The organism is Cytobacillus sp. IB215665 (genome assembly GCF_033963835.1).
In the GTDB taxonomy this organism is placed as follows: Bacteria; Bacillota; Bacilli; order Bacillales; family SM2101; genus Nanhaiella.
On record NZ_JAXBME010000029.1, the window covers coordinates 1 to 25,666 of the forward strand.

21 protein-coding genes, 2 pseudogenes and 2 riboswitches are annotated in these 25,666 nt (G+C 33.2%); of the genes and pseudogenes, 7 read left to right on the top strand and 16 right to left on the bottom strand.

Features of this window, described 5'->3' with window-relative positions; all coding sequences use genetic code 11:
- A partial coding sequence (locus tag SLH52_RS22265; protein WP_320211405.1) for a hypothetical protein occupies window positions 1–282 on the top strand: 282 nt, incomplete at its 5' end.
- A gap of 298 nt (window positions 283–580) precedes the next feature.
- On the opposite strand, the gene SLH52_RS22270 is transcribed toward SLH52_RS22265, so the two are convergent.
- From SLH52_RS22270 to SLH52_RS22290, 5 genes are all read right to left on the bottom strand, one after another.
- A complete protein-coding gene (locus SLH52_RS22270; RefSeq protein ID WP_214484475.1) occupies window positions 581–1,903 on the bottom strand; it encodes an NCS2 family permease in 1,323 nt (440 codons plus the stop codon).
- 199 nt (window positions 1,904–2,102) lie between these two features.
- A riboswitch (purine riboswitch) is annotated at window positions 2,103–2,204 on the bottom strand.
- 137 nt (window positions 2,205–2,341) lie between these two features.
- A complete protein-coding gene (gene guaA, locus SLH52_RS22275) occupies window positions 2,342–3,880 on the bottom strand; it encodes a glutamine-hydrolyzing GMP synthase (RefSeq protein WP_413785573.1) in 1,539 nt (512 codons plus the stop codon).
- A gap of 433 nt (window positions 3,881–4,313) precedes the next feature.
- A riboswitch (purine riboswitch) is annotated at window positions 4,314–4,415 on the bottom strand.
- Between the two features lie 99 nt (window positions 4,416–4,514).
- Window positions 4,515–6,665 carry a DUF3488 and DUF4129 domain-containing transglutaminase family protein gene (locus SLH52_RS22280; RefSeq protein ID WP_320211406.1) on the bottom strand — a complete coding sequence of 717 codons (2,151 nt, stop codon included), beginning with the start codon at window positions 6,663–6,665 and terminating at the stop codon, window positions 4,515–4,517.
- The gene (locus SLH52_RS22285) at window positions 6,662–7,879 is read right to left on the bottom strand and encodes a DUF58 domain-containing protein (protein WP_320211407.1); all 1,218 of its coding nucleotides are present in this window, start codon (window positions 7,877–7,879) and stop codon (window positions 6,662–6,664) included. Before SLH52_RS22285 ends, SLH52_RS22280 begins: the two co-directional genes overlap by 4 nt.
- 2 nt (window positions 7,880–7,881) lie before the next feature.
- The gene (locus tag SLH52_RS22290; protein WP_320211408.1) at window positions 7,882–8,847 is read right to left on the bottom strand and encodes a MoxR family ATPase; all 966 of its coding nucleotides are present in this window, start codon (window positions 8,845–8,847) and stop codon (window positions 7,882–7,884) included.
- 285 nt (window positions 8,848–9,132) lie between these two features.
- Here SLH52_RS22290 and SLH52_RS22295 point away from each other — a divergent pair, with 285 nt between their 5' ends.
- Both SLH52_RS22295 and SLH52_RS22300 read left to right on the top strand, forming a co-directional pair.
- Entirely contained in the window at window positions 9,133–9,351 is a 219-nt protein-coding gene (locus SLH52_RS22295) for a YuzF family protein (RefSeq protein WP_320211409.1), read from the top strand.
- A 14-nt stretch (window positions 9,352–9,365) separates the two neighbouring features.
- On the top strand, window positions 9,366–10,256 hold the full coding sequence (locus SLH52_RS22300; protein WP_214484469.1) for a manganese catalase family protein: 891 nt from the start codon (window positions 9,366–9,368) through the stop codon (window positions 10,254–10,256).
- A gap of 788 nt (window positions 10,257–11,044) precedes the next feature.
- On the opposite strand, the gene SLH52_RS22305 is transcribed toward SLH52_RS22300, so the two are convergent.
- The 7 genes and pseudogenes from SLH52_RS22305 to SLH52_RS22330 all read right to left on the bottom strand — a co-directional run bounded on the left by SLH52_RS22305 (window position 11,045) and on the right by SLH52_RS22330 (window position 18,060).
- The gene (locus SLH52_RS22305; protein WP_320211410.1) at window positions 11,045–11,617 is read right to left on the bottom strand and encodes a thioredoxin fold domain-containing protein; all 573 of its coding nucleotides are present in this window, start codon (window positions 11,615–11,617) and stop codon (window positions 11,045–11,047) included.
- A gap of 2 nt (window positions 11,618–11,619) precedes the next feature.
- Entirely contained in the window at window positions 11,620–12,162 is a 543-nt protein-coding gene (locus SLH52_RS23455) for a MauE/DoxX family redox-associated membrane protein (protein ID WP_413785574.1), read from the bottom strand.
- Between the two features lie 8 nt (window positions 12,163–12,170).
- A complete protein-coding gene (locus SLH52_RS22310; RefSeq protein ID WP_320211411.1) occupies window positions 12,171–13,946 on the bottom strand; it encodes an ABC transporter ATP-binding protein in 1,776 nt (591 codons plus the stop codon).
- 774 nt (window positions 13,947–14,720) lie between these two features.
- A pseudogene (locus SLH52_RS22315) lies at window positions 14,721–15,072 on the bottom strand (IS3 family transposase); the annotation flags it as partial.
- Window positions 15,073–15,443: 371 nt separating this feature from the next.
- Entirely contained in the window at window positions 15,444–16,190 is a 747-nt protein-coding gene (locus SLH52_RS22320; protein WP_320211412.1) for a DUF4405 domain-containing protein, read from the bottom strand.
- A gap of 59 nt (window positions 16,191–16,249) precedes the next feature.
- Window positions 16,250–16,636 carry a hypothetical protein gene (locus SLH52_RS22325; RefSeq protein WP_320211413.1) on the bottom strand — a complete coding sequence of 129 codons (387 nt, stop codon included), beginning with the start codon at window positions 16,634–16,636 and terminating at the stop codon, window positions 16,250–16,252.
- 983 nt (window positions 16,637–17,619) lie between these two features.
- Window positions 17,620–18,060, bottom strand: coding sequence for a hypothetical protein (locus tag SLH52_RS22330; protein WP_320211414.1), 441 nt, complete (start codon window positions 18,058–18,060; stop codon window positions 17,620–17,622).
- Window positions 18,061–18,854: 794 nt separating this feature from the next.
- On the opposite strand from SLH52_RS22330, the gene SLH52_RS22335 reads away from it, so the two are divergent.
- Together SLH52_RS22335 and SLH52_RS22340 are read left to right on the top strand one after the other, a co-directional pair.
- Complete coding sequence (locus tag SLH52_RS22335; RefSeq protein WP_320211415.1) at window positions 18,855–19,526, top strand: hypothetical protein; 672 nt, start codon at window positions 18,855–18,857, stop codon at window positions 19,524–19,526.
- A gap of 155 nt (window positions 19,527–19,681) precedes the next feature.
- A pseudogene (locus SLH52_RS22340) lies at window positions 19,682–19,900 on the top strand (tyrosine-type recombinase/integrase); the annotation flags it as partial.
- An 87-nt stretch (window positions 19,901–19,987) separates the two neighbouring features.
- Here the strand turns inward: SLH52_RS22340 and groL are convergent.
- Together groL and groES are read right to left on the bottom strand one after the other, a co-directional pair.
- The gene (gene groL, locus SLH52_RS22345; RefSeq protein WP_320211416.1) at window positions 19,988–21,628 is read right to left on the bottom strand and encodes a chaperonin GroEL; all 1,641 of its coding nucleotides are present in this window, start codon (window positions 21,626–21,628) and stop codon (window positions 19,988–19,990) included.
- Between the two features lie 99 nt (window positions 21,629–21,727).
- Window positions 21,728–22,012 (bottom strand): co-chaperone GroES, encoded by a 285-nt coding sequence (gene groES / locus SLH52_RS22350; protein WP_214484459.1) that lies wholly within the window; start codon window positions 22,010–22,012, stop codon window positions 21,728–21,730.
- 881 nt (window positions 22,013–22,893) lie between these two features.
- Here groES and SLH52_RS22355 point away from each other — a divergent pair.
- Both SLH52_RS22355 and SLH52_RS22360 read left to right on the top strand, forming a co-directional pair.
- Window positions 22,894–23,652 (top strand): type II CAAX endopeptidase family protein, encoded by a 759-nt coding sequence (locus SLH52_RS22355; RefSeq protein ID WP_320211417.1) that lies wholly within the window; start codon window positions 22,894–22,896, stop codon window positions 23,650–23,652.
- Window positions 23,653–23,655: 3 nt separating this feature from the next.
- Window positions 23,656–23,850 (top strand): YdiK family protein, encoded by a 195-nt coding sequence (locus tag SLH52_RS22360; protein WP_320211418.1) that lies wholly within the window; start codon window positions 23,656–23,658, stop codon window positions 23,848–23,850.
- Between the two features lie 146 nt (window positions 23,851–23,996).
- Here SLH52_RS22360 and SLH52_RS22365 read toward each other — a convergent pair whose 3' ends face one another.
- Together SLH52_RS22365 and tatC are read right to left on the bottom strand one after the other, a co-directional pair.
- Window positions 23,997–24,752: a DUF2161 domain-containing phosphodiesterase gene (locus SLH52_RS22365; RefSeq protein ID WP_320211419.1), complete on the bottom strand. Its 756-nt coding sequence runs from the start codon at window positions 24,750–24,752 to the stop codon at window positions 23,997–23,999.
- Between the two features lie 153 nt (window positions 24,753–24,905).
- A complete protein-coding gene (gene tatC, locus SLH52_RS22370; RefSeq protein ID WP_320211420.1) occupies window positions 24,906–25,658 on the bottom strand; it encodes a twin-arginine translocase subunit TatC in 753 nt (250 codons plus the stop codon).
- Window positions 25,659–25,666: the final 8 nt, after the last annotated feature.

The following is a 25,666-nucleotide window of genomic DNA, read 5'->3' on the forward strand; positions in this document are numbered from 1 at the left end:
GCCGCCAGCGTTCGTCCTGAGCCAGGATCAAACTCTCCAATAAAGTTTGATTGCTCATTTGTTTTAAAAAAATTAACGTTGACGCTTTTGTTTTGTTTAGTTTTCAAAGAACATTTTTTGTTGCTGTCGCTCAGAGGCGACTTAATTAATATAACATTTCTGTTTGTTTGTGTCAACAACTTTTTTTCAATGTTTTTTAACATGATGTTGTTGTTAACAGCAACAGATAATAATATATCATCTATACGATTTACAGTCAACACTTTTTACGGAGAAATTTAAAATCTATGAGATTATTAATTTCTACTTACACCTAAGTGATCAACAAAAAGTCCGACCTTGTATCCATTGTATATTGTATCACTGTTAGGCAAGCATTCCTAATATACAATATATAACGGAAGGTCGGACTTCTTATCAAATACCGTATTCACATAAACATTTTCTTGTTGTGTACGTGTTTATTTCTTAATACGTAGATCAACAATTATGTGAAAACAGGCTTTCTCTATAATACGGTGAGGATTACATCATACATCATTTTGCTGATTAGATAATCTGCATCTATAATATGAGACTATTAAACTAAAAATACGAAATAAAGTACAAACACGATAAATAACCCGTACATAATTGGATGTATTTCCTTCGCTCTACCCTTTATGATCATCGTAATTGGATAAAAAATAAATCCAACTGCGATACCCGTTGCGATACTGTATGTTAACGGCATCGCTACAAGTGTTAAAAATGCTGGTACAGCAATTTCAAATTGATCCCAAGCAATTTTTCCTAAAGAAGAAACCATTAAAATACCAACAATAATTAATGCAGGCGCAGTTACCTCAGCTGTTACAACATTTAATAGTGGAGAAAAGAATAACGCAAGTAAGAAAAATCCTCCAGTAACAATAGATGCGAAACCTGTTCTTCCTCCTGCTGCTACCCCTGCTGATGATTCAATATAAGAAGTTGTCGTTGACGTTCCAAGAACTGACCCTACAACTGTTGAGGCTGAATCTGCAAATAAAGCTTTACCTGCACGAGGCAATTTGTTTTCTTTCATTAGTCCCGCTTGATTCGCAACCGCGACTAAAGTTCCAGCAGTATCAAAGAAATCTACAAAAAGGAAAGTTAAAATAACTAATAGCATTTGTTCAGTAGCTATGTTCGTTAAATTAAATATTGCTTCTCCGAATGTAGGCTCTAAGCTTGGTACTGCCCCAACAATTTTATCCGGAGTATCTATTAAGCCAAAGATCATACCAGCAATTGCAGTCAAAGCCATACCATAAAAGATGCCACCATTAATCTTTCTTACCATGAACATAACAGTAATAACAACACCAAAAATCGCTAGTAATGTTTTACCGTTCGTTAAGTCACCTAGACCGACTAAAACAGCATCATTATTCACAATGATTCCAGCATTCTGAAAGCCAATAAATGCGATAAACAAACCAATCCCTGCTCCAACTGCATGTTTTAACTCGGCTGGAATTGCATTAATAATCGTTTCACGTACGCCCGTTAATGTTAATACAATGAAAATTAACCCTGATACAAAAACTCCAGACAACGCTGTTTGCCAAGGTATCTCATAAGTAAGGATCACTGAAAAAGCAAAGAAAGCATTTAATCCCATACCTGGTGCTAATGCAATCGGATATCTTGCAAGAAGCCCCATTAGTAATGATCCTATCGCAGCTGCTATAGCAGTAGCAGTAAATACAGCACCTGCATCCATGCGTAATTCGTCTGGATAATCAGGAATAGCTCCCAATGACAACGTGAAAGGATTAACAGCTAAAATGTACGCCATAGATAAAAATGTAGTTAACCCAGCAATAAATTCAGTTCTATAGTTCGTACCTAATTCCTGAAACTGAAAATATTTTTTCATTATATATACCTCTCCCTTATGAATGATATCGCCATATATTTGTAATAAAATACGCCCCCTAACTACTAGGGGGCGTTGACATATAGGAATAAAGAGAGAAAAGGAAATATAGACAAATAGCAAACTCCAACAACATATAAGCATAAATCAAAATATAAGTTCAATTATTGGATTGTTTGAAGTTACTATGTCCATACAATTTCATCAATTTATACCTCGTAGTCAAGCCATTTACGGTAGCTAGGTAGAAACTTTTAGCCCATATCACTAAAAATATACGACGTATTTTTACAAAATTCGGTCCTCGTTTATTCTAACAACCACAATTGAGCATGTCAATAAAAAACACGAACATTATATAAATAATGTTCGTGTTTGTTCGTGATTAATACTAATTCTCTTTAAGTACCTTACTAAACAAGTATTCAGTGTAAATATTTACTCCCACTCAATTGTTGCAGGTGGCTTACTAGTAATATCATATACCACCCTGTTTACATGATTCACTTCATTCACGATTCTTGTTGATATCACTTCAAGAACCTCCCAAGGTATGCGCGCCCAGTCAGAAGTCATACCGTCAATCGATGTTACAGCCCGTATGCCGATCGTATAATCATACGTTCGTGCATCTCCCATTACTCCAACACTCCTGATATTAGGTAGTACAGTGAAATATTGCCAAATATCTCTATCCAAGCCTGCTTTTTTAATTTCATCACGTAAAATAGCGTCGGATTCTCTCACTATTTCTAATTTATCTTCCGAAATTTCTCCAAGAACTCGAATACCTAACCCTGGCCCAGGGAACGGTTGACGCCAAACAACTTCATCTTTTAAACCTAACTCTGTTCCAAGTGCTCGTACCTCATCCTTAAAAAGTGTATTTAACGGTTCAATAAGTTCAAACTGCATATCTTCAGGTAGTCCACCTACATTATGATGAGATTTAATCGTTTGAGCCGTTGCTGTACCACTTTCAATAATGTCAGTATATAAAGTCCCTTGCGCTAAATAGTCAATACCTTCCAGCTTTGCAGCTTCATCGTCAAAGACGTAAATAAATTCGTTTCCTATAATTTTTCTTTTCTGTTCTGGGTCCGATACCCCTTGTAGCTTCTCCATAAAACGTTGTTTCGCATCTACTTTAATGACGTTCATATGGAACCCTTCACTAAATGTTTTCATCACGCCTTCTGCTTCATCTTTGCGTAACAGACCATGGTCGACAAAAATACATGTTAATTGGTCACCGATTGCTTTATGGATTAACACTGCTACTACAGAGGAATCCACTCCACCGCTTAATGCACATAATACTTTTTTATCTCCAACCGTCTTACGAATTTTCTCAATTTCCATTTCAATGAAGTTCTCCATTGACCATAGCTCTTTACAATGACAAACTTCAAAAACAAAATTTTTCAAAACATCATTACCATATTCAGAATGCCTTACTTCTGGATGAAACTGTACTGCATATAAATGACGAGACTCATTGCTCATCCCCGCAATAGGACACGATGGACTAGTTACATCAATTGAAAACCCTTCAGGTGTTTGAGTAACTAAGTCGCCATGACTCATCCAAGCTACTTGCTCATTCGGCAAATTTTGAAATAGGGTTGAATCATTTTGAATAGAAATAGTTGCCTTACCATATTCACTATGGGTTGCTCCTTCAACTTTTCCACCGAAATGTTTTGTCATTAACTGCATTCCATAACATATCCCTAATACTGGAATGCCTAATTCAAAGATTTCCTCATCACAATGATAAGCATTTTCATCATACACACTGTTTGGCCCACCAGAGAAGATTATCCCTTTTGGGTTCATCTTTCTTATTTCTTCAGCTGTAATTGTATGCGGGTGTAATTCACTGTAAACACCCAATTCACGAATTCGTCGCGTAATCAATTGGTTATATTGACTGCCAAAATCAAGTACTACAACTATTTCTTCATAATGTTGCAAGCTTATCACCTCAATAGAATTTTTCAATCAAGTATGTTGTCTTTATCGTTTTTCAAAATCAAGGTAAAATATACCTTATGATATTGACAAATATACAGATCGTAACACAGTAGCTATGATAAATCTTCCAAAATTCAGCCTTCACCATAAAAATAATTATAATATGCGATCAATGAGCACAATGATTATTTAAGATGGTGATATCTTTACTTCATAAAAAAGGCTATCTTCGCATTCATTGTTGATTTTCGTAATAAGAGCTAAAAATGATTATTTTCTTCTCAATAGACTATAACAATCTTTTAATACACATCAGTAACTCAAATATAAGTGAAAAAGTGAAAAAGCGACAAAGTGTACGAAAAGAGCCTAAAAAAAACTAGAATCCCCCCTTTATTATATAAAGGCAGAAATTCTAGTTTTTTTTTGTACAAATAGAATTAACTGCCTTCATAGTCAGGTTATTATCGGTAACCCGGTAGAGACTCTCGAACCTTATTATCAAGGATATATGAAGGAAAAACACGCTGTATTTAATTGGCTGGATTTTTTCACTGCCAAACAACAAATTTGCAGGCAATAAAAATTCTCCATCTTATAATTTACACTATTCTATCAACCTACTACTACTTGGTCAAGATGCTGTCTTTTTAATTAAATTTTCCCATAATTCTACCGACTTTTCCCATTCATCTTGTGCATTATCTTTGCGATATAATGCTCTTTCATAGCTTTTCGTTAGCTCTGTCATTTGTTGTTGACCAAAATAAGAGTCGATATACGCAGCATAGGCTCTTAATGTTTGTCCCTCTTTACGCCCAAGCCCATATACCGCCAACTGCTTAAGCAGTGCTGCATATGCCTTAAAGTAAACAACTTCATCCCTACGGTTTTTATATAACAAAATCATCACACTCGGGTACCATTTTAATCTAGTTTTTCTTAATATGAAGAACATGAGGGTAGCAACGATAAGGACAATAGCTATAGGCTTCCATGGTATTGATATATTAGAGCTACTTTCCACTTCATATTTATTTACTTCCTCTTCTTCTACTTCCTCTTCTTGTAATAGCTCTGGCTGTTGACTCTGAACTTCAGGTACATTAACCTCAGCAGCATCTCTATTAATATCTCGTCTAAAATCATATGGGTTAGTAAAACCTTTTGTAGGCTCAAATGTTACCCATCCAATCTCTTCGAAATACACCTCAACCCAAGAATGGGCATTGTTATTCGTCACTTCATAAACGTCATGTTTAATCTTTTCTCCATTCGTAAATCCCTTTACCCATCGTGCAGGAATATCCACTGATCGTAAGAGTACAACCATCGAAGTAGAAAAATTATCACAATACCCCTTCATCGTCTCAAACAAAAATTGATCAACATAATCTTCTTCTTCTCCAGGAATCGCTACATCCTCTGTTTCGTATTGAAAATTCACACTATCAAAGTACGATTCAACAGCCTTTACTTTATCATATTGGGTTTCCTTACCTTCAGTAATTTCTTTTGCTAAATCACTTACTCTTGTTGGCAAAGTGTCTGGTAGTTGTAGGTACTTGTGTATAAAACGATTTGATGCATCATATGGTTTCGCATTTTGTAAGGCTTCAACAGAATACTCAGGTAAATTATAGATTGTCGTATAATTCGTTAAACTGGCAATCTCTAAGTCTCGCTCAACATATAATCTTTCAGTCGTTTGGTTGAACTCAAGAGGTATGCCCTCGATTGATGTCAGTCCTAGCGGATATACGATATATGGTTGTTCTTTCATCATATTTATTTGTGCTTCTGCAGGAGTTTGTTCAACACTCTCGAAAGACCACCAATCACCATATACTTCAATTAATCGATCAAACGACCGTCGTCCAGAGCTTTCAGATGAAACCCAGCCCTTCCCAGTATAGACATCCTCAGTTTCTATTCTCCAGTAATGCTTCTCACTTGCTTCTACCGTAAAAACAACCTCATCATCAGGAATAAAAGGTCCGCCTAACTGTGAACTATCTGATGAAAACCCAACTTTTTTCACACCACTACCGGTTCCATCATTACCTTGTACATACGATTTCAAATAAGGTACAGGGTCAGGCCATTGAGGTTCAGCTTTCGGAACGAGAAAACCGACAAAAGCAGATACGACAACAACAGCAAATGTAGGTATCAACCATTTAAAGAAAAAATCTCTTCTGTTGTTATTTAACAACTCAGTATCGATCGTCCGCTCATAATATAAAAAGCTTATCATAATTAAACCAATAACCAATATACGCACAATGGCATGTTCTGCTTCATATGGTGTAAACGTATCAATCACAGTTGTATATATAATTGTTAAAACAAAAAAGGTAAATATACGTTTTTGGTGCACAATCCAATAATGCATCAAGTAGCACATCATCCACAGCAAAATGAAAAATAGCAGACTTCGAAAATAACCTGTCATTTCTGTCCAATTACCGTCCAAAGCCATGGATATATTATATGATATCTCTTCATATATGAGATTTATCAACTCAATTTGAAAGAAGCTCCCGTCTTGGTAGGTCGTATGGAGCATATAAAACATGATGAATCCAGTAATAAGTAGTGATAGCCAAAAACGAATACGAAAATATAGTAATAGGAGACATATGACTAAAAAGACAAGGAATAATGATATACTTCCAGTATCGGTAATGAGAGTCAATGGTCTGAGCCACTCCCATAACAGAAAAAGGCTAAAGAGGTATAAAACGATGTTCCTCACGTTAAATAGTTCATCTTGACGTATCATGGTCTACCCACCTCATTAAACACATCTGTGAAACGTTCACCATATATAATCTTTGGTAGGATACGATTCTTTTCAATGCTTTCAATTAATTGAAGCTCCTCTGTTGATGGTTTAGCATCATTATCTTTAACAAGAATAAAAATGATGCTCGCGTTATTTAAAGCCATTCGTTTCATAAATTGCATCATTTCTTCGTTAAGGTGTGTAGAAATAAGCATAATCGACACTGATCGATGGTATTTTGCTATTTCACCTTCTAACTGTGCAGTAAAGGCCACTTCCTCTTCGGCCTTGACTCTTGCTAAATGATGCTGAATTTGTTGCTTTTGAATTCCCCCACTCCCTAGGGGAATCTCTACGTTATCTTTTCCTATGGAGATAAACCCGACTTGCGATCCTCTTTGTAATATTGCATTAGTCACCGAAGCTGCAAATGTAACCGAATGTTCAAATGCTACAGAACGTGACCGATCGAAAAAAACGACAATATCGTTACTTTGCTGTTGCTCAAATTCCTTTGTCATAATCGTATTTTTTCTTGCTGTAGATTTCCAGTCAATCCATGAAAAGCGATCACCATTTCTATATTCTCTTACACCTGTTGTAACAGCTGTTTCACGATGAACCTTCAAACGTGAAGACGTCATACCTTGTTCAAATTGGTTTTCGCCTTGAGAATAGACCATATCAATACACTTCGGATAAACTAATATTGAGTGTTCAGCCATATAGTTTCGCTCTTTTTCAATTAACCCAAGAAAATCACCTGTTTTAACTCTTATGTTAGACAGCTTAAATTCTCCTCTTGGAATAGACTCAATAATATATTCATACGAATAACTTCTCTTAAACCATGAAAAAACAATAACCTTTGATTTTTTTGATTGTATAGCATTGAGTAATGATTCTGGTAAGGTCTCTTCTATTAAAATATATAATAGCGGAAGTGGATATTTACGTCTTATCGTAATAGTTCCAGTTAGTTTTTCTCCTGCGATAAACTGACTTTGATTAATATTACGTTCCACCTCAAAGAATCTGATAGGGTATATTGCTAAGATGAGAGAATAACATACAAACGGTAAAAAACTAAAAAATAAAAACCAACTAACGAAACCACCCTGAAACATCGCATATACAAATATACCTGCTAATAATAGAAGTATCAAAAAGAACTTTCCGAAAAACAGTACAAAATTATTTACCTTTTTCATAATTACCTCAGCGATCTTTGACGTTGAATAGGTATACTTGTTCTTTTAATTACTTGTTCAATGATATCCTCTGTACTTAAACCTTCGAACTTTGCTTCAGATTTTAAAATAATGCGGTGAGAAAGAACAAACTGCGCTAAATATTGTACATCATCAGGTATGACGTAATCTCTATCATGGATAAGAGCAAATGCCTGACAAGCTTTCATAAGCGCAAGCGAACCCCTTGGACTAACTCCTAAGTACGTAGATGTATGATTACGTGTCCCTAAAACAAGGTTAACAATATACTGTTTCAATTGATCATCCACATAAACTTCCTTAGCTTCATCTTGTAGTCGGCTAAGCTCTCCTAAATCTATCACAGACGTTAACTCATCTATCGGCTTACTTTTCTCCGCTCTTGTCAACACTTCGATCTCTTCTTGCACAGTTGGATATCCCATTTTCATTTTTAGTAAAAAACGATCCAGTTGCGCTTCAGGTAGTGGATAAGTTCCTTCATATTCAATTGGGTTTTGTGTCGCCATAACGAAAAATGGCTTTGATAATGACCATGAAACCCCATCAATGGTTACACTACCTTCCTCCATTGCTTCTAATAAGGCTGATTGTGTTTTTGGTGATGTTCGATTAATCTCATCTGCCAAAACAATATCTCCCATAATAGGACCTGGTCGAAATTCAAATTTCAGTTCCTTTGGATTATAAATAGAAACCCCTGTTACATCAGACGGTAATAAGTCTGGGGTAAATTGAATACGTTTAAAATCTGCATTAACTGATTTTGCAAGAGAACGTACCATCATCGTTTTACCAACACCAGGTACATCCTCTAGCAACACATGCCCCTCAGCTAACAGAGCAGTTAAGCTTAAGATGGTAATGTCCCGTTTTCCTATCATTACTTTTTCAATATTTTCAATAACTTTATTCAGTACTGGATGAAACGTAGCAGCAACTTCCATATTTATCCCCCTGTAAAATAAAATGTTTGTTATCTATGATTCGACAATTGATGATGAAATCCTACTATTTACATATTCTATAAAAATAGCTATCTAAGTTCAAGACAATGACAATAATTCCATTATAAAGGAAGTTGTTATTTACTAGCTAGAAATATCCATTTGGTAAAAAGTTTCCTTGTTAAATAATGTAATTAACAACCGTGTTTTTCGTAATAAAATGAATGTTTCTGTCTTTCTTAACATATATATCTTAGATACATTTTGATAAAAGGAGCTGAGGAAATGAACCCTCAAAATACTCCACTATATTTGTTTGATCCATATGTTTATCAAGCCTTATCTTCTATCCGCGGGACAAATGTCGTAGTTCAAACAACACAAGGTTCATTAAGAGGTATTTTACAAACAGTTATGCCCGATCATATTGTCATTGAAGTTAGTAAATCACCATTTTTCGTGAGAACCCAGCACATTGTTTGGATATCGCCCACTCAAGGTTAAAAGGAGGCATTACCATGTTTAAACGACTTAACCGTTTGCAAATAGCTCTAACTATACCTGAGCACGGAGATGCCAACGCTGCTGCTGCAGTCCAAGAATTACTTGGAGGTCGCTTCGGTGAAATGTCAACGCTGAATAACTATATGTATCAGTCCTTCGGCTTTCGAAATAAATCTAAGTTTAAACCTTTTTATGACCTTGTCGCTAGCATTACTGCTGAAGAGTTTGGGCATGTTGAACTGGTGAACAACACAATAAATTTGTTGTCAAGAGGCATCACATTTCCAGGTGATCCAAACATTACACCACTTCAAAACGGCTTAAATAAACGAAATACGTACCAATATATTGCTACAGCGCAGACAGCCTTACCAGGTGACTCAATGGGCAAAGCCTGGACAGGAGATTACGTGTTCAATAGCGGAAACCTCGTACTTGATCTTTTGCACAATTTCTTCTTAGAACTAGGTGCTCGTACACATAAAATGCGTGTATATGAAATGACGGATCATCCAACTGCGAGGGAAATGATTGGCTATCTATTAGTACGGGGAGGCACTCATGCACTCGCATATGCTAAAGCACTAGAAATTGCAACAGGAGTTGATGTCAAGAAAATGCTCCCAGTGCCTGATTTAGACAATTCAAAATTTGATTATGCTAGAAAATATGAAGAACAAGGATTGAATAACATCTTATACACATGGAGTGATACAGACTATAAAGACATTAATAAAATCTGGAAAGGTACTAACCCTGAAAATGGCGAGCCATTAGCAGTCATAGAGGGGACACCTGAAGGCGCTCCAATACCAGACTTAGATGATATGCCAGAAGAATTTGCGCCAGGAATCGATAGAGATGATTATGAACGAATTGCTAAGAAACTGATGGAAAATTTGTAACTTATATTAGAGATTTAGAAGTTGGGGGTTTTACAAGGCTGAAAGAAAAGCAATGAAAGTGGTTTTCTCTCAGCTTTTTTTATCATACACTCTTGCTTTTACCACTTTCATGAATCTTGTACAAACAAAGGAGACAGTATAGCAAGGAAAGACTATATTGACCTTCATCGATATAATGATATTTTTTACTCAATTATTTTTCCATATTAGTCTTCCCATAACACTTTGCATATATTTCTTCAGTATTTTCATTCGTTATTGGCGTTCTTTTATGTATTGAAGGAGATTATTTTCATAGCTTTCTATTAATATCTTGTGTATTTTTGATATTAATCCACATTGAAAATTTGTTAAACAATATATTGCTTTTTTGGATTCCTCTAATTATATATATATAAGCCTTATTAATACATGCTCTTTATTTAACTTATCTAATATAATTACCTTACCTTAATCTGCTATTGCTTTCCTTAAGTCTCCTTGCTTTTAAAGTAGTGTTGCTCTGTATTCAAACGTAGTTATATCTTTTTCATTTAATTCAATAACCTTATCATAGCCTAAAATTGATTTTACATAATTTTCTAGATTTATTTTCATATTATTTATATGCAACATCGTTCTCAAATCTTTAAGATCGGTCATCAATAAATACATTTTCCAAATTGCCTAAACAATCAATAAAAAAAACTCAAAGCAAAGCCCGAGATTTTTTTATAATCACTTTCAAATTGACTTAAGATTGCTAAACTACATAATAGATATAACATTCTATAATTCAACTATAAATATTATCCTATTAATTGCTTTTCACTTTGAGCACTATTTTTTTCAACCATTTTATAAATAAAGCTTGAATCACCAGGATGTCCTTGTGCCAATATTTTTTTATCTTTCTTTACGTACATGGCATAAGGAAAGCTATATACACCCATTTTGTCAAAAAGATTTTTATCGCTGACGTAATTTAAACCTTCATTTTTAAAATGATCGTAGTATTTTTGATTTTCTTCAGATTCACCTCTAGAGACAATCATTGTAAAAACATCTTTATAACCATTTAAATCATTCTTCAAGTCAGGATATAAAGATTTACATGCACTACAATTTGGTGAGATGAATATCAAAAGAAGATCTTTTTCTAAGTTATTATCTATATTTAGAGTAACTTCTTTGTTTAAATCGGATTGTAAAACCATATTAGGGATTTTTTCAATTTGTTTATTACGAGGAATACCCATTTTCATTGACTCTACAAATTGTATATACCTTCCAATCAACTTAAGCATTCTAATATTGAGAATAACAAGTGAAAATACTATTATAAACAATACAATTATTAAAATATTCCAAGTCGTTCCCATTTTTAAAGACCCCTTTCTAACGAATCTATTTTTTTCATGCTTAATCTATATTCTGAGAATAGGTAGTAAAAATTTGCCAGAAGAATACTTGAGAATATAAAAGGAATTAAGTTGATACTCCATTTTATTTGTACTGGAAAGGTCGCCATTAACACCAAAATAGCAACGAAAAACAAATTCCTTATAACAATACCAGTAGATAACTCTTCTGAATTTAAAATACCTCCACACCCACAGTTCATTTTTTCTTTGCTGTTTACTAGATGGACGATTATACCCAGGGTATACAAAATTAATAGTACGCTTGCAGCATATAGGGTTAAGGTATAATTTATATTGAATATAAACCCAATTGGAATACTTACCTCCACAAAAATCAGAAAAATAAGCAGCACATGAACAGGGACTTTTTTTAGAAATACTAAAGACTTAAAAATACTTGCATGCTCTTGAAATTTCGTTACTTTACTGAATGCTGTAGATAAAAACAAGATTATGAAGAACAATTGACAAATTAATGATAGGTTAACCATACAACCACCCATTTAGATTTTTATTTGTACCAATCTAATTGCATTTGATACATCTGAGCATACTCACGATTTAAATTCATTAAAGTTTCATGACTTCCTTCTTCAATAATTTCTCCATTTTGCAATACAAAAATCTTATCAGCTAATCTTGCAGAGGCCATCCTATGAGAAATAAAAATGCCTGTTTTATTATTCGTTAGGTTATCAAATTGATTATAAACTTCTAATTCTGCTTTTGGATCAAGAGCTGAGGTTGGTTCATCAAGAACAAATATTTCTCCCTCTTTATATAATGCTCTTGAAATTGCAATCTTTTGCCATTGACCTTCTGAAAGATCTTCTCCTTCTAAAAATATCTTCCCCAAAATTGTTTCTTCTCCATCTTTAAGGTTTTTAGTAATTGAATCAACACCTGACATACTCATTACTGTCTGTAATTTTTCATCATCAACTTGGCTATCTAAAATTATATTACGTTTTAAAGATAAATTATACTTCATGTAATCTTGGAAAATTACTGTGATTTTCTTAAAGAGTTCCGATCTATCAATATCGTTTATATTAATTCCATCTACTAAAATTTCCCCTTTATTAATAGGGTATAAACCCATCAAACAATAAATTAGAGTTGTTTTCCCAGAGCCGTTTTGACCAACGATAGCTATTTTTTCTCCACACTCAATTTTAAAACTTATATTTTTCAACGCTTGTTGCTCACTGTATGGATATTTAAATGAAACATTTTTAAATTCAATACTAGAATTGAAACTAAATGGCCTATTTTCTTTTGATTCATTTAGTTCATAATTAGAATCTTGAAAATCCAAAAACTCAAAAAGATCTCTAATATAAAGACTATCACTGTATATTTCACCTATATTGTATGAAATATCAATTAGGCTTCTTTCGGCAGCTTGCACTGATTGAAGAACACTTACAAAATCCCCTATTTGGATTGATTTATTTCTTACAAACTTCAATAAAAAAACACTTACTAGAAAATATAAAGCTGATGACAACACATTAATACATATATTTGCAAACTCTCTAGACTTTATAAGAGTTAAATATTCTTTACTAATTTTTTTAAATAGAAATGCCCATCTATTAAGAAAGAAATCTTTAAGATTAAATATTCTTATCTCACTTGCACTGACACGATTAGTAAGTAATGCTGAGAGATATGCTTGCTCTCTTGCTTTAGGAGTTTGGTGTAAATGCATTTGAAATTCCATCTTACCGTATTTTACTCTTAAGTAAATAATCGGTATGACAATTACCATTACAATCACTATCAGTAGCCAATGGTATGAAATTAAAAAGATAAATAAGCTTGTAAGAGTAATTATTCCTTCAAAGATGTTCAAAGTAGACACTACAGGTGACATCAACCTAATTCCTTTATTATATTGAATTCTATCTAGATGATTATGAAACTTTGCATTTTCAAAAAATGCTAAAGGAGACCCGACTGACTTTTCTGATACCATCTTTTCCAAAATATAATCAAGTTTTTTTTCGTACTTTGAATTTATATATAACTTAATATTTCCAATAGATTTTTGGATAATAAGTACAATTAATTGTAGAAATAATAATAGCCAAAGTTGGTGACTATTAATATCATTATCCCCTCTTAATACGGATGATATAAAGTTAATAATTTCCTTTGATAGCCAAACCGTAATAATTGGCACAAACCCTGTAATGATTGCGAAAATGAGAGACAGTAATACCCAATACTTTGCATATTTAAAGACAAGATAGAATGATCTTTTATAATAGTTATTTTTCATGATGTCTCCTCTAACACATAAAAAGATTAATTTACAAGAAAAAAGACTGATAATTACTTATGTTAATTATCAGTCTTTTTTCATACTAGTTAATAATATGAGTGCACTCAATAGTTATATATTAACTAATTAACTGAGAAAGCTATTTAGATATTACGTTAGATGTAATATACAATTATTTGATTCTTGTGCAGAAACACACTTTTCTTCCAACTGAAGGATCCCAACCACAAATTGTGTAGAATCCACATTCACATCTCTCGTCAACACATTCACCTTGTAATTTAGAATTTCCTGATAAAAGATTTGCTAACTTTGCTAACATTTAACCGACTCCCCTCTAAGATAATATTTTTCTAATGAAGCTCGCGAGTTCTTAGAATTTTTCAGTAGACCAATAAGCTAAATTTAGATAAAAAAGAAAAAAATCCCTTTAATACTAATTTATCCTATAAAGTCTACTAAATAACAATTTAGTATATTTTTACTATTTAGTCAACAATTTATTTCAAAATTTTCAATAAAATTGTCGAAATTTGCTTTTATCTAAACTTTTTCTTTCACTGAATTATTACCCTAATTTATTTTTGTTAAATAGATATTATGTTGTTTTAAAAAAGGAGCTTAACTGTTCTAGCTTATGAAAAATTGGCATGAGAAGAATTATATAAAACTTATATCTCTACCTTTTTAGTTATTTAAGCTCCCATTCATGTTAGGATTTATGAATCTATTTATTTACTTTTACTAAGAAAGGGTTTACAATTTCTCTTACTTTAGCTTTAATAGGCTCTCTGTAGCTAAATTCATGGTTATACGATCTGATACGTGATAGGCTAAGATTTCACTGGTCGATCCATCTTTAATAGTGGACAAATAGGCTTTCTGACCCCTTACGTAAAATAAATATGTGATATTGGTTAGAGGAGTACTTTTCCAGGGACTTACTTAAATTGTCGGTCCAACAGATTGGGTACAATCCTATGTTCTTGTGTTGCTTTCATCATTCGTCTATAAGAGTTTGCCTTTCTAATATGGCATATAATGGCGGCTGCTTCTTCATTATTCGTCGTATAAGCTTCAAATTATAGACAACAAAAATGTACCCTATAAGAAGACTTTTTAAAGTGCTTATTCTATAGGGTACATTTTAGTAAAAGGCGGTACTAAATGTTACAAGGTGACTAAATATATACTAATGTAACTTATGTACTCCCTACCCATTTGGTGTCGTTAGGGAGCTAATAAACGATTAAATACCTTGCTGTATTTTATATTATGAAAATAAATTTTTTTAATAACCTTTTAGGTGGTCTGCAGACATTTACAGCATTCAAAAATACTATTTCATTAACTTTATGTCACTTGTTTCAGCTTTCTTCCTCTAGGTTAATCTTTGGATGTTCACATATGTTTCTTTCTAAAACTTTGATCTCACTAGAAAAAAATACAACATTGGCTACCTATTTTGATTAATTTTCGAAAAGTGAAACACCATTAGGACGTCCTTGTATGTTTCTTATTCATGACCCTTTTTTCAATTAAGTTGGTATAAAAAGCAATTGAACCCAAAAGGCATGAATAGATTGTGAAAACTGGTAAAATTCCTAATATGTTAACTGAAAATAGATTTTCATGCCCTTCTGTTCCCGCACTTTTTTCAGCACCTAAACTCGGACCACTAACTAAATCAATCGATACAACAGTCAGTTTAAATATTTGGACGAACAAAAAAATCGTCCCAATAATCAACATTATACGTAAAATTTTTATCCGAGAAGGTTTACGAAAAGAAAATAGCTTCTTTAATTTAGGGTATTGGCTTCCAATTTGTTTGATCCACTGCCAATGTAATCCTAAATGAACCCCAACTATAAGTAATCCGAGGATTGACAAAATAATATGAAGAGCAAGCCAATTTATGCTTGTGAAATATCTAAAATTAGGAAAGATAACCTCGGAAATTAATAATCCACTTACCATAATAAACAACATATCTAACAACAGGGTTATATTTAATAAGTATGATAGTAAGGCTTTGCCTCTTATTCTTTTTGAGAATATTTTTTTGCTCATACCAATAATCCAATCTTTGTTTAAAAATAAATGAATAATTAATGCTACTGCCAATAAAATACTAGCTATTTCATGAAATGCTACACTGGTGATAGCTGGAGCAAATAATAAGCTAAATGTAATTGCAATCAATAAATCAAAACAAAATTTAAAACGATTTTTTTTCATTTTCAATCCTCCTGAAAAACACCTTTAATTATATTTACGAATGCCCTTCAATTCACTAATTATAAATTTTTTAATATCATTCTAATTGCTGTTGAACAGTTTACATCATGTTCCTTTGCATAATTATTAAGTTTCTTAAAAGACTCCTCATCCAATCGAACGTGTAATGGAAAACTAAGCTTTTCTGACTTTTCTTTTCTAGGCCTTCCTCTTTTCGTTCTCCTATTTCCTTCTTCATCCATCCAAGCCTCAATTGTAACAGTGCCATACTGTTCAATAATCTGTTGACAATTATGCTTGTCCCATAGATCTTTCGCTTTCTTTTTATAAATGATAGATAGCTGAATTTCTTCATCACTTAACCCGATAAACTTTGCTTTCTTATAGAATTTTTCTTTCAACAATTGCTCTAATTCTTCGTATGAAGAAAAAGTTATTTGATTCATTTAAACACTCCTTTTTTGTAGCACAAAAATCCTAAAAACATTATAGCATTTTTTGTGCTACAAAAAAACCAAAAAGAAATATGTAAATCTTTCTGTCCATTTAGTAAAGGTACATTAAAGGGCTTTTTGCTGATTTTATCAACCTTTTATTTGAATTCGAGAATTTTCAGTAACGACTCCTGTTTTATCTCATTAACTTTTCCCATTCTCGAAAGCCTTTTTTATATTTCTTACGTTGTTTCACACTTCTGGTTAAATTTGATAGAATTTTACGTAACATTTTTCACTTCATTCAAACCATCCTCTTTTAACAACTAAAAGAGGACACCCATCACACAACTAAAATGCTGCAATGATTAGCGCCCTCCTATTGTCAGGTATGTATATAAGCCTCTTCTTTTTTCTGTAAACTCCCAATCCTCTTTTATCACATTGTGAGTGTTGAATTTATCAAATGGAAATACCTACATCTCAGTGGCTTAGCTTGTCTTGTTCGATCATTAATATTGTTGTACTTATGCAATTACTTAACTTAGTTTGTTGGCTTAGATCAATTTCTTTAATTTTAGCGACTCGGTTCACCCCTTAACTCTTTTTCAAAGCTTTATCTTTAGTAAGAAATCATAGCTACTATTACAAGCAAATTTTATTACCTTTACCGCTCCTTTATTGTTAAACAAGTATATGTACATGCTGGACAGTTAGTACGATAAACTTCTCCTTCTTTTCTATCAAACATAATCTATCTTAAGTTTCATAACTTCGGCGTTTTCCTTTACAATGTATGGTACTATTATTTTTAGTTATAAAATTACATGGGGACTGTGAAAATAGGTTCTATATTAATAATCACAGCAGTATTTCATTTTTTTTTCATTGATTTTTGTACCTATTTTATTTAAAGAAAAAAACTAACCATTATTTACTATAAATTGGAATTCACTACGAAAACACCTAACCCACTTGTAAACTTATAGATTTCATTACTTGATCTTCGGTCTTAATTGCTGTGCGCTAAAATTAACAGGACCATTAAGGTTTATGTCAGGGTTATTTGCAAAACCAGTTAATCTATAAGTAGCACATTGATAACTATTAATTTTATCAATCGTTTGAGAAGATGTTATACTAATATCTTCTCCGCCACCTTCAATTCCTCTGATTGACCTATGAATAGTTGTATCCCCTCTCCATACTTGATGAGTAAATTCATCACCACCTTGGTTGTTTAATACAAATGTCCAACTTAGCAATACAATATCACCAGGCTTTAAGTTATTTAGTGTTAACAGTGCAATTGTTGTAGGATAATTTGAATCAGTTGAAAGAGATCCTAAGTCCACATGGTTTGTTGAAGGAATATGAAATTGAAAGTCAACTATCTCAAATCCTTCTCCATTACCTCTACACAATTGGTTACTCATTCCCTCATCTCCCTTAAATATTATATATATATATATGGCTTTCTAAATATTATTGTGTGGGGAGATGTCTGTAAAAGTTGTAATATAAAACTATCGTTGTGTAGTTAAATTCAATTTGACTATATATATATGATTCTTAGATCCAAGTCTTTCACAGTAACTCTTGAGTTTCCATAACATTTTACTTATACCTCCCCAAGTTACTCGCTGCTTATCTTGTGTTTAATATAATTCTTATGTTTTTGGTAATAATACACAGAAAACACTTTATATATACACAAGTTTTAACTGGAGGTAATTATGTTCGAAATCATGGAAAACATAAGAAATTTGTTGGTCAACTCATATTTTACCAAAGGATTAATTTACCAATTTTTTATTGCGTTTGTTAAATTTTTCGTTCTTTATTGGATAATAAAATTAGCTATTATTAATGGGATCAAGGAATCCAAGAATAATGAATAATGAATAATAAATAACTGTTTCTTTTAAAACACCTTAGATTGGCTTATGAGGTGTTTTTTTAAAGTGGTTGTTTTCACATTGATTGTTATTTTTCGTATTAATAAACACGTACTCAACTAGAGTTCGTGTTACCTTTTTCAGGAAACGATGTACTAATGCGTTTATATTAAAATTATTCATCTCTAAAAATTGATATACTTTTAAGCTCATTTTAATGTCGTGCTTGGTTTATTAAGATAATCTTAAGAAATATCTACCCATAATATTAAGAATTGGACATTACAATACATTTAAAATCAAAACTAAAACATATTAAAGGAGTCTTAATTATGAAGAAAATCATTGTAGCAACAGTGGTTGCTTCTACTATTGCATTTGGAAGTGTAACAGTAATTACTTTAGCTTATAACAACAATTTTTTTGATCGAGTAAAGGGTGTATCTAATCAATTTTCTAAAGATAAATCTCTTTGGATGTATGATTATGAGGGCTTAAAAACTTTCGATGGCAAGCTAGTGATAAAATTTGATGGTGAAAGTGGAATTATAGATTTACAAGGAAATCAAATAAATAAGGATAACTACTACCGTATACTCGGAAAACAGGGCTTTAGTATCATAGGATATGAAGGGGATGATCATTTACCTGAAGAAGAAATGGTAAAACGGAGAATAAGCGCTTTTCGTGTAAAAACAGCTGGCAAGACTCAAGTGGAAATTAACCAAGAAATCATGGAAGGAAAATCACAAATTAGTCTATATAGGGAAGCGCATAAATTAGGAATTAACTTTGAAGACAAATCATCAGAGCAGTTGTTAGCAGAAATAATGGAAATACGTAAAAAAAGAACATTTGAAATATACGATGAGTATTATACTGCTGAAGATTACAAATCAACACTAAGGATGGCAGAAAAAAATGGGATTGAGACAGATGGGAAAACTCTTCGCCAAATAGAACAAGAATTACTTAAATACTTACCTTCCATCAAGTCCTTATGATGTAAGTAACACTATATAAATCTTGTTTTTTAACTAACCATCTCAAATTAAACTATTCACCACCTCATCACTCGTGTATTTTTATTTAATAAACACAACTTACCTTTTGTTTACTAAACCAATCACAAGTTAGACATGAAAACAGAATGAGGTGATTATTAAAAATTTCAGGACTATATTCTGAATTAACTCCACACTCGTTAAGACATACACATACATCATTACTTGCAGAGGCTGAAGTGAGTTTACCTGAAATCATGGAACGTCTTGGGCATAAAGATGATGACACGACAAAACATGTGTATTTACATATTACTAAGTCTATGAAAAAAGAGGCTTCCCAAAAGTTTGCTCAACTAATGGAAAACCTCTAATTTTTTATAACCTCACGTTACCTAAATGTTACCCATACTGGACATCATATAGGCAAATCCTTTTATATCAAGGGTTTGAGGGGCAGATTACATCATGCCGCCCATTCCGCCCATTCCACCCATGCCGCCCATGTCAGGCATAGCAGGTGCGCCACCTTCTTCAGGTTGGTCAGCTACTACAGCTTCAGTTGTTAAGAACATTGCTGCAACAGATGCTGCGTTTTGTAATGCTGAACGAGTAACTTTTGTTGGGTCAACGATACCAGTGTCGATCATGTTAACCCACTCGCCAGTTGCTGCGTTGAAGCCTACTCCAACTTCTTCACGTTTTAGACGATCTACAACGACAGATCCTTCTAGGCCAGCGTTGTGAGCGATTTGTCTAATTGGCTCTTCAAGTGCACGTAAGACGATATTTACACCAGTAGCTTTATCTCCGTCAGCTTCAATTGCTGCTACTTTGCTGTGTACATTTACTAGCGCAGTACCACCACCAGAAACAATACCTTCTTCAACAGCTGCGCGAGTTGCATTTAAAGCATCTTCGATACGTAGCTTACGTTCTTTTAATTCAGTTTCTGTAGCTGCACCAACTTTGATTACCGCTACGCCACCAGCTAATTTAGCTAGGCGCTCTTGTAATTTTTCTTTATCAAATTCAGAAGTTGTTTCTTCTAATTGTGTACGAATTTGGTTTACACGTGCTGCAATTTTATCAGATGCGCCAGTACCTTCAACAATTGTTGTATTTTCTTTTGTTACAACAACTTTTGAAGCACGACCTAATTGAGCAACAGTAGTAGCTTTCAAGTCTAATCCTAGGTCTTCAGTGATTACTTCAGCACCAGTTAGGATAGAAATATCTTCAAGCATTGCTTTACGACGGTCACCGAATCCAGGAGCTTTAACAGCTACTGCATTAAATGTACCACGAAGTTTGTTTACTACTAATGTAGCTAAAGCTTCACCTTCTACATCTTCAGCAATCATTAAAAGTGGTTTACCTTGTTGAACAACTTGCTCTAATACAGGTAACACTTCTTGGATATTAGCAATTTTCTTATCAGTGATTAAAATATATGGATTTTCTAAAACAGCTTCCATTTTATCAGAATCAGTAACCATGTATGGTGAAGCATATCCACGGTCGAATTGCATACCTTCAACAACTTCTAATTCAGTTGCGAAGCCTTTTGATTCTTCAATAGTGATAACACCATCATTACCAACACGTTCCATAGCTTCTGCAATTAATTGACCTACTTCTTCATCAGATGAAGAAATTGCAGCTACTTGAGAGATTGATTCTTTACCTTCAATCTGTTTTGAGATTGCTTTAAGCTCTTCAACTGCAACTTTAGTAGCCTTCTCAATTCCTTTACGAACGCCCATAGGGTTTGCACCAGCAGTTACGTTTTTAAGACCTTCAGTAATCATTGCTTGTGCTAAAACAGTTGCTGTAGTAGTACCGTCACCAGCTACATCATTTGTTTTACTAGCTACTTCAGCAACTAGCTTTGCACCCATGTTTTCAAATGCATCTTCTAATTCGATTTCTTTTGCAATTGTAACACCATCATTTGTAATTAATGGAGAACCAAATTTTTTCTCTAATACTACATTACGTCCTTTAGGTCCTAATGTAACTTTTACAGCATTAGCTAGTGCATCTACACCACTTAGCATAGAACGGCGTGCTTCTTCGCTAAATTTAATATCTTTTGCCATATTGTTTTACCTCCTCAAATTTTCCTAATCTATTAAATAATGTTCAATCCATATGCTGTTGAACATTACACATTATGTTAAGTACAAAGGTGGATAAAATTAGCTAAGTACAGCTAAAATATCGCTTTCACGTACGATTAAGTATTCTTTACCGTCAGATTTTACTTCAGTACCAGCATATTTTGAGAAGATGATACTATCACCTACAGCTACTTCAAGAGCTACACGCTCACCGCTGTCTAGTACTCGACCAGAACCAACAGCTACAACTTTTCCTTCTTGAGGCTTTTCCTTTGCAGTATCCGGTAATACGATACCACTTGCAGTCTTTTCTTCTGTTTCTTCAATTTGAATAACAACACGATCACCTAATGGCTTTAACAAGTGAAACAACCTCCTCAAATAATTTAAATGGTATTATTGTTCAATATTCTTCTATTAGCACTCGCTATACTTGAGTGCTAACACAACTATTATATTAATGAATCTCACATGTTTTTGCAAGTCTAAAGCAGAAAAAAATTCCTAATTTCATATATACCCCATAAATAGACAAGTTCTCCCTTGTATAACCACGACATTCGTCCCATTTTTTATTACACAATTAGAGCTTGGCTTTATTTCTTGTCATAGTCTTCAATATAGAAAGACTCTTTTCGTAATCTTTGCCGCTATTGATACCAGCATAGAAAAAGTGTTTTATACGGTTATCATTGCTTTACAGAAGAAAGATGCCATAACTCTAGTTAAGTACTTGGCAATTGCTTAGTACGAAAAACATTATTTAAATCAAAAACAACCCATTTCTAGGATCTCTGTAGAGTTAATATTGCTGATGTTGATGTATTTGGAACGCTAAGTAGGTTTTACATGATTGAAATAAAGTTTATACCTTCTTATGTAAATATCTTTATCATTTAACCCTTTAAAATTATGTCACAAATACGTAGGAATAAACATAAAAAACATAATATACATGAGTATGTTAGAATACTGTGATAAAATACGGTAAGTATTGTACTAACCCGTGTATATCGGACATACATTATTAGTGCATATTTTAATCGGACAACTATGATGAAAATCGTTAAATAGGCTAACAATGTCAAATCATTAAGGTATATCATTTGAATAGGGATTTTTCTTTCTGATAAAATGACATGGTGACCTCTAAAAGCTGCGAAGGGAAACAAGGCATTCCCAAATAGCAAAATACTATTTTAAACCAAAGCAGCATGAACAAACATTTAAAGGAGATTATTTTATTGATTAAAAAGATATTTCCACCGTTCGAAAGACATTATTGGTATGTAATTATCGCGTATATTATCGTCCAATTTTCTGCGACTTTAGGTGTGCCATTATTAGAAATTTTAGGTGTAGGCGAGGATGCTCATTCTAATGATATTGCGCTAGTCATTAGGGTTGGTTATTGGGCTGTAATTAGCTTTATCCTCGGATTAATGATTATTCTCTTCATTATGAAAAAAGATATGATTAACAGAGTGATTCCTGAAGATTACCCCTCTACTGGCAAAGCCATTTTCTGGTCAATCGCAGGTATTTTCCTTGCGTTATTTGCACAATCTTTAGCAGCAAATATTGAAATGTTACTTGGAATTAATCCAGGGTCAGAAAATACTGAAGTGCTTATCGGAATTTTTGAATTGGTCCCGTTATTCATTATTGTCACTTCAATCATCGCACCAATATTAGAGGAAATCATTTTTAGAAAGATCATTTTTGGCTCGTTGTATAAGAAATATAATTTTTGGATATCAGCACTTATTAGTTCTGTCATATTCGCCCTAGTTCATGGTGAGCCAGAGCACATACTCATATACAGTTCAATGGGATTTACTTTTGCCTTTCTTTATGTGAAAACAAAAAGAATACTCGTACCTATTATTGCACACGTTTCAATGAATACATTTGTGGTCTTAATACAAACTATCTACAAGGATGACATTGAACAAATGCGACAACAACTGGAACAAATGCAGTCGATTATTGGAGGATTATAACATATGCGCCGCTCACCTTTATTTTTTGGATTTATATATAGTTTTATAGGAATCGTTTTCACATATCTCGCAATTCAATCAGCTCAAGAAACAATTTGGAATTTCCCCACTCTCATATTGTCTTTTGTAGCCACCCTTGATTTTGGAGTGGCTATTCGTATGTTTATCTTTCATAACAAACTAAAAAATATAAAATAATTAACAACCTTCCTAGTTAACAGGAAGGTTGTTTTATTCTATGGCTAATTTCACATTAATTGTTGCTTTTTGCTAAGCACGAATATGTTCGGGACATCTTTTCTTCTCTAAATACATATGAGTTACCCAAAATACCATTCTCTGTATCAACCAAGCTTATTTGCTATTAATTCACCGTAATAGTGAACAAGTTGTGGATATGAAGTTAGCTCATTCTTACCCTTATCACTAAGTGAATAAGTTCCTCTTCGCACCCTTTCAAACCAGCCGTAATAATTTTTATTAAGAATAGATACAGTTTTGTCACCCGTTCCCATTTGGCGAAGATCACTTGTTGATAACTGACCTAAACGTTCGAGGCAACAAGCAATATGAATACAGTTTTCTTTGTACGCCGTCATGATTTTTTGATTCTTGCTTCCACCAACATTATGGTCACGATGCCTGCCTTGCATTTCAGTTAAAAGTAAATCTCTCTTTTTTTTGCTGCTTTGCATGCTTTTTTTCCGATCAAAGTCAGCTGGGGCTAGAATGATTTCTACCAGTGCAGTACCATTTTTGAAAGTTACAATCATAAGGCCTAATTCTAACCTTCTGACCAAATAACATATATCCTGCCATTTTTTAGAACGCAAAGAATATGTAGGCCTCGGGATAGCAATATACACCTGATCGGATAAACGCTGCCTTTTAGTAGCTTGTATTAACAGCTTTATACTTATATTAAGCTTAAGCTCCACGATCACTAGCTCATCGTCTTTTATAGCTGCTATATCACAATGATTGACTTCTCCATATACTTCATACCCCTGTTCTATAAAATGCTCTTGAATAGGTTTATATAAATCAACCTCAAACAATTTTGTTGTTTTATTGCTCATTAACATCATTACTTTCTTCATTTATTGAATGCTTTATATAAGATATTAATACGACCTTTATACTTGCATATACTCACAAAATAACCGCTAGAAAATACTACATGAAAAAAGTGAGCCTCTACAATTTGTAAAAACTCACTTTGATTAACTTTGTTATGGTTTATTGTATGGTTATTACTCATTTTCAGTCAGGAGTTCCTGTTCTAGTTTTTCCACTTTCCGATAGGTTATTTTTGAGATAAAGATACTTATTTCATATAGAATAAATAAAGGTATCGTCACCATCAGATGTGAAATGAGCTCTGGTGGCGTAATAAATGCTGCTATAACTAGTAAAACGAAATATGCGTATTTTCTTATTTTCGCTAAAAACATAGGCGAGACTATGCCAAGTCTAGTTAAAAACATCACAACGACAGGAAGCTGAAACAATATTCCAAATGGAATAGTGATTTTAAATAGAAATTGGAAGTATTCATTTATGCCAATAACTTGATTAACCGTTAGCCGTTCAGATATCCTCGTCATAAACTCAATAACAAATGGAAATAGAATAAAATAGGAAAATGAAACTCCACCTAAAAATAGTAACACTGATATTGGTATATAACTTAAAGTGATTTTCCGTTCTTTTTCATATAGACCTGGGCTAATAAACGCCCAAAGCTGATATAAAATAACTGGTGCAGTAATTACAAAAGCTATAATAAAAGCAAATTGCATATAAATTTTTATTGGATCAGTTAAGGAAAATGCATTCATCGTCAGCTCTTTTGCTTCATCAGCCTGTTGTAAATAGACAATGATTGGCTCAGCCAAAAAAAAGCTTCCAATTGTAGCAACAACAAAGAAAACGGCTGCGATAATTAGACGCTTCCTTAGCTCTCCTATATGATCGTATACAGACATTTCTTTACTATCATTCATACTTTCTC

What these genes read in the sequence shown, in the direction of transcription:
- SLH52_RS22365 (WP_320211419.1), bottom strand. Translation starts at nt 24,752, where the DNA reads ATGAAGAAAGTAATGATGTTAATGAGCAATAAAACAACAAAATTGTTT.
- SLH52_RS22320 (WP_320211412.1), bottom strand. Translation starts at nt 16,190, where the DNA reads ATGAAAAAAAATCGTTTTAAATTTTGTTTTGATTTATTGATTGCAATT.
- SLH52_RS22270 (WP_214484475.1), bottom strand. Translation starts at nt 1,903, where the DNA reads ATGAAAAAATATTTTCAGTTTCAGGAATTAGGTACGAACTATAGAACT.
- SLH52_RS22360 (WP_320211418.1), top strand. Translation starts at nt 23,656, where the DNA reads ATGCGCCGCTCACCTTTATTTTTTGGATTTATATATAGTTTTATAGGA.
- SLH52_RS22305 (WP_320211410.1), bottom strand. Translation starts at nt 11,617, where the DNA reads ATGGGAACGACTTGGAATATTTTAATAATTGTATTGTTTATAATAGTA.
- SLH52_RS22285 (WP_320211407.1), bottom strand. Translation starts at nt 7,879, where the DNA reads ATGAAAAAGGTAAATAATTTTGTACTGTTTTTCGGAAAGTTCTTTTTG.
- SLH52_RS23455 (WP_413785574.1), bottom strand. Translation starts at nt 12,162, where the DNA reads ATGGGTGGTTGTATGGTTAACCTATCATTAATTTGTCAATTGTTCTTC.
- SLH52_RS22280 (WP_320211406.1), bottom strand. Translation starts at nt 6,665, where the DNA reads ATGATACGTCAAGATGAACTATTTAACGTGAGGAACATCGTTTTATAC.
- SLH52_RS22290 (WP_320211408.1), bottom strand. Translation starts at nt 8,847, where the DNA reads ATGGAAGTTGCTGCTACGTTTCATCCAGTACTGAATAAAGTTATTGAA.
- SLH52_RS22310 (WP_320211411.1), bottom strand. Translation starts at nt 13,946, where the DNA reads ATGAAAAATAACTATTATAAAAGATCATTCTATCTTGTCTTTAAATAT.
- SLH52_RS22295 (WP_320211409.1), top strand. Translation starts at nt 9,133, where the DNA reads ATGAACCCTCAAAATACTCCACTATATTTGTTTGATCCATATGTTTAT.
- SLH52_RS22335 (WP_320211415.1), top strand. Translation starts at nt 18,855, where the DNA reads ATGAAGAAAATCATTGTAGCAACAGTGGTTGCTTCTACTATTGCATTT.
- groL (WP_320211416.1), bottom strand. Translation starts at nt 21,628, where the DNA reads ATGGCAAAAGATATTAAATTTAGCGAAGAAGCACGCCGTTCTATGCTA.
- SLH52_RS22300 (WP_214484469.1), top strand. Translation starts at nt 9,366, where the DNA reads ATGTTTAAACGACTTAACCGTTTGCAAATAGCTCTAACTATACCTGAG.
- tatC (WP_320211420.1), bottom strand. Translation starts at nt 25,658, where the DNA reads ATGAATGATAGTAAAGAAATGTCTGTATACGATCATATAGGAGAGCTA.
- SLH52_RS22330 (WP_320211414.1), bottom strand. Translation starts at nt 18,060, where the DNA reads ATGAGTAACCAATTGTGTAGAGGTAATGGAGAAGGATTTGAGATAGTT.
- SLH52_RS22325 (WP_320211413.1), bottom strand. Translation starts at nt 16,636, where the DNA reads ATGAATCAAATAACTTTTTCTTCATACGAAGAATTAGAGCAATTGTTG.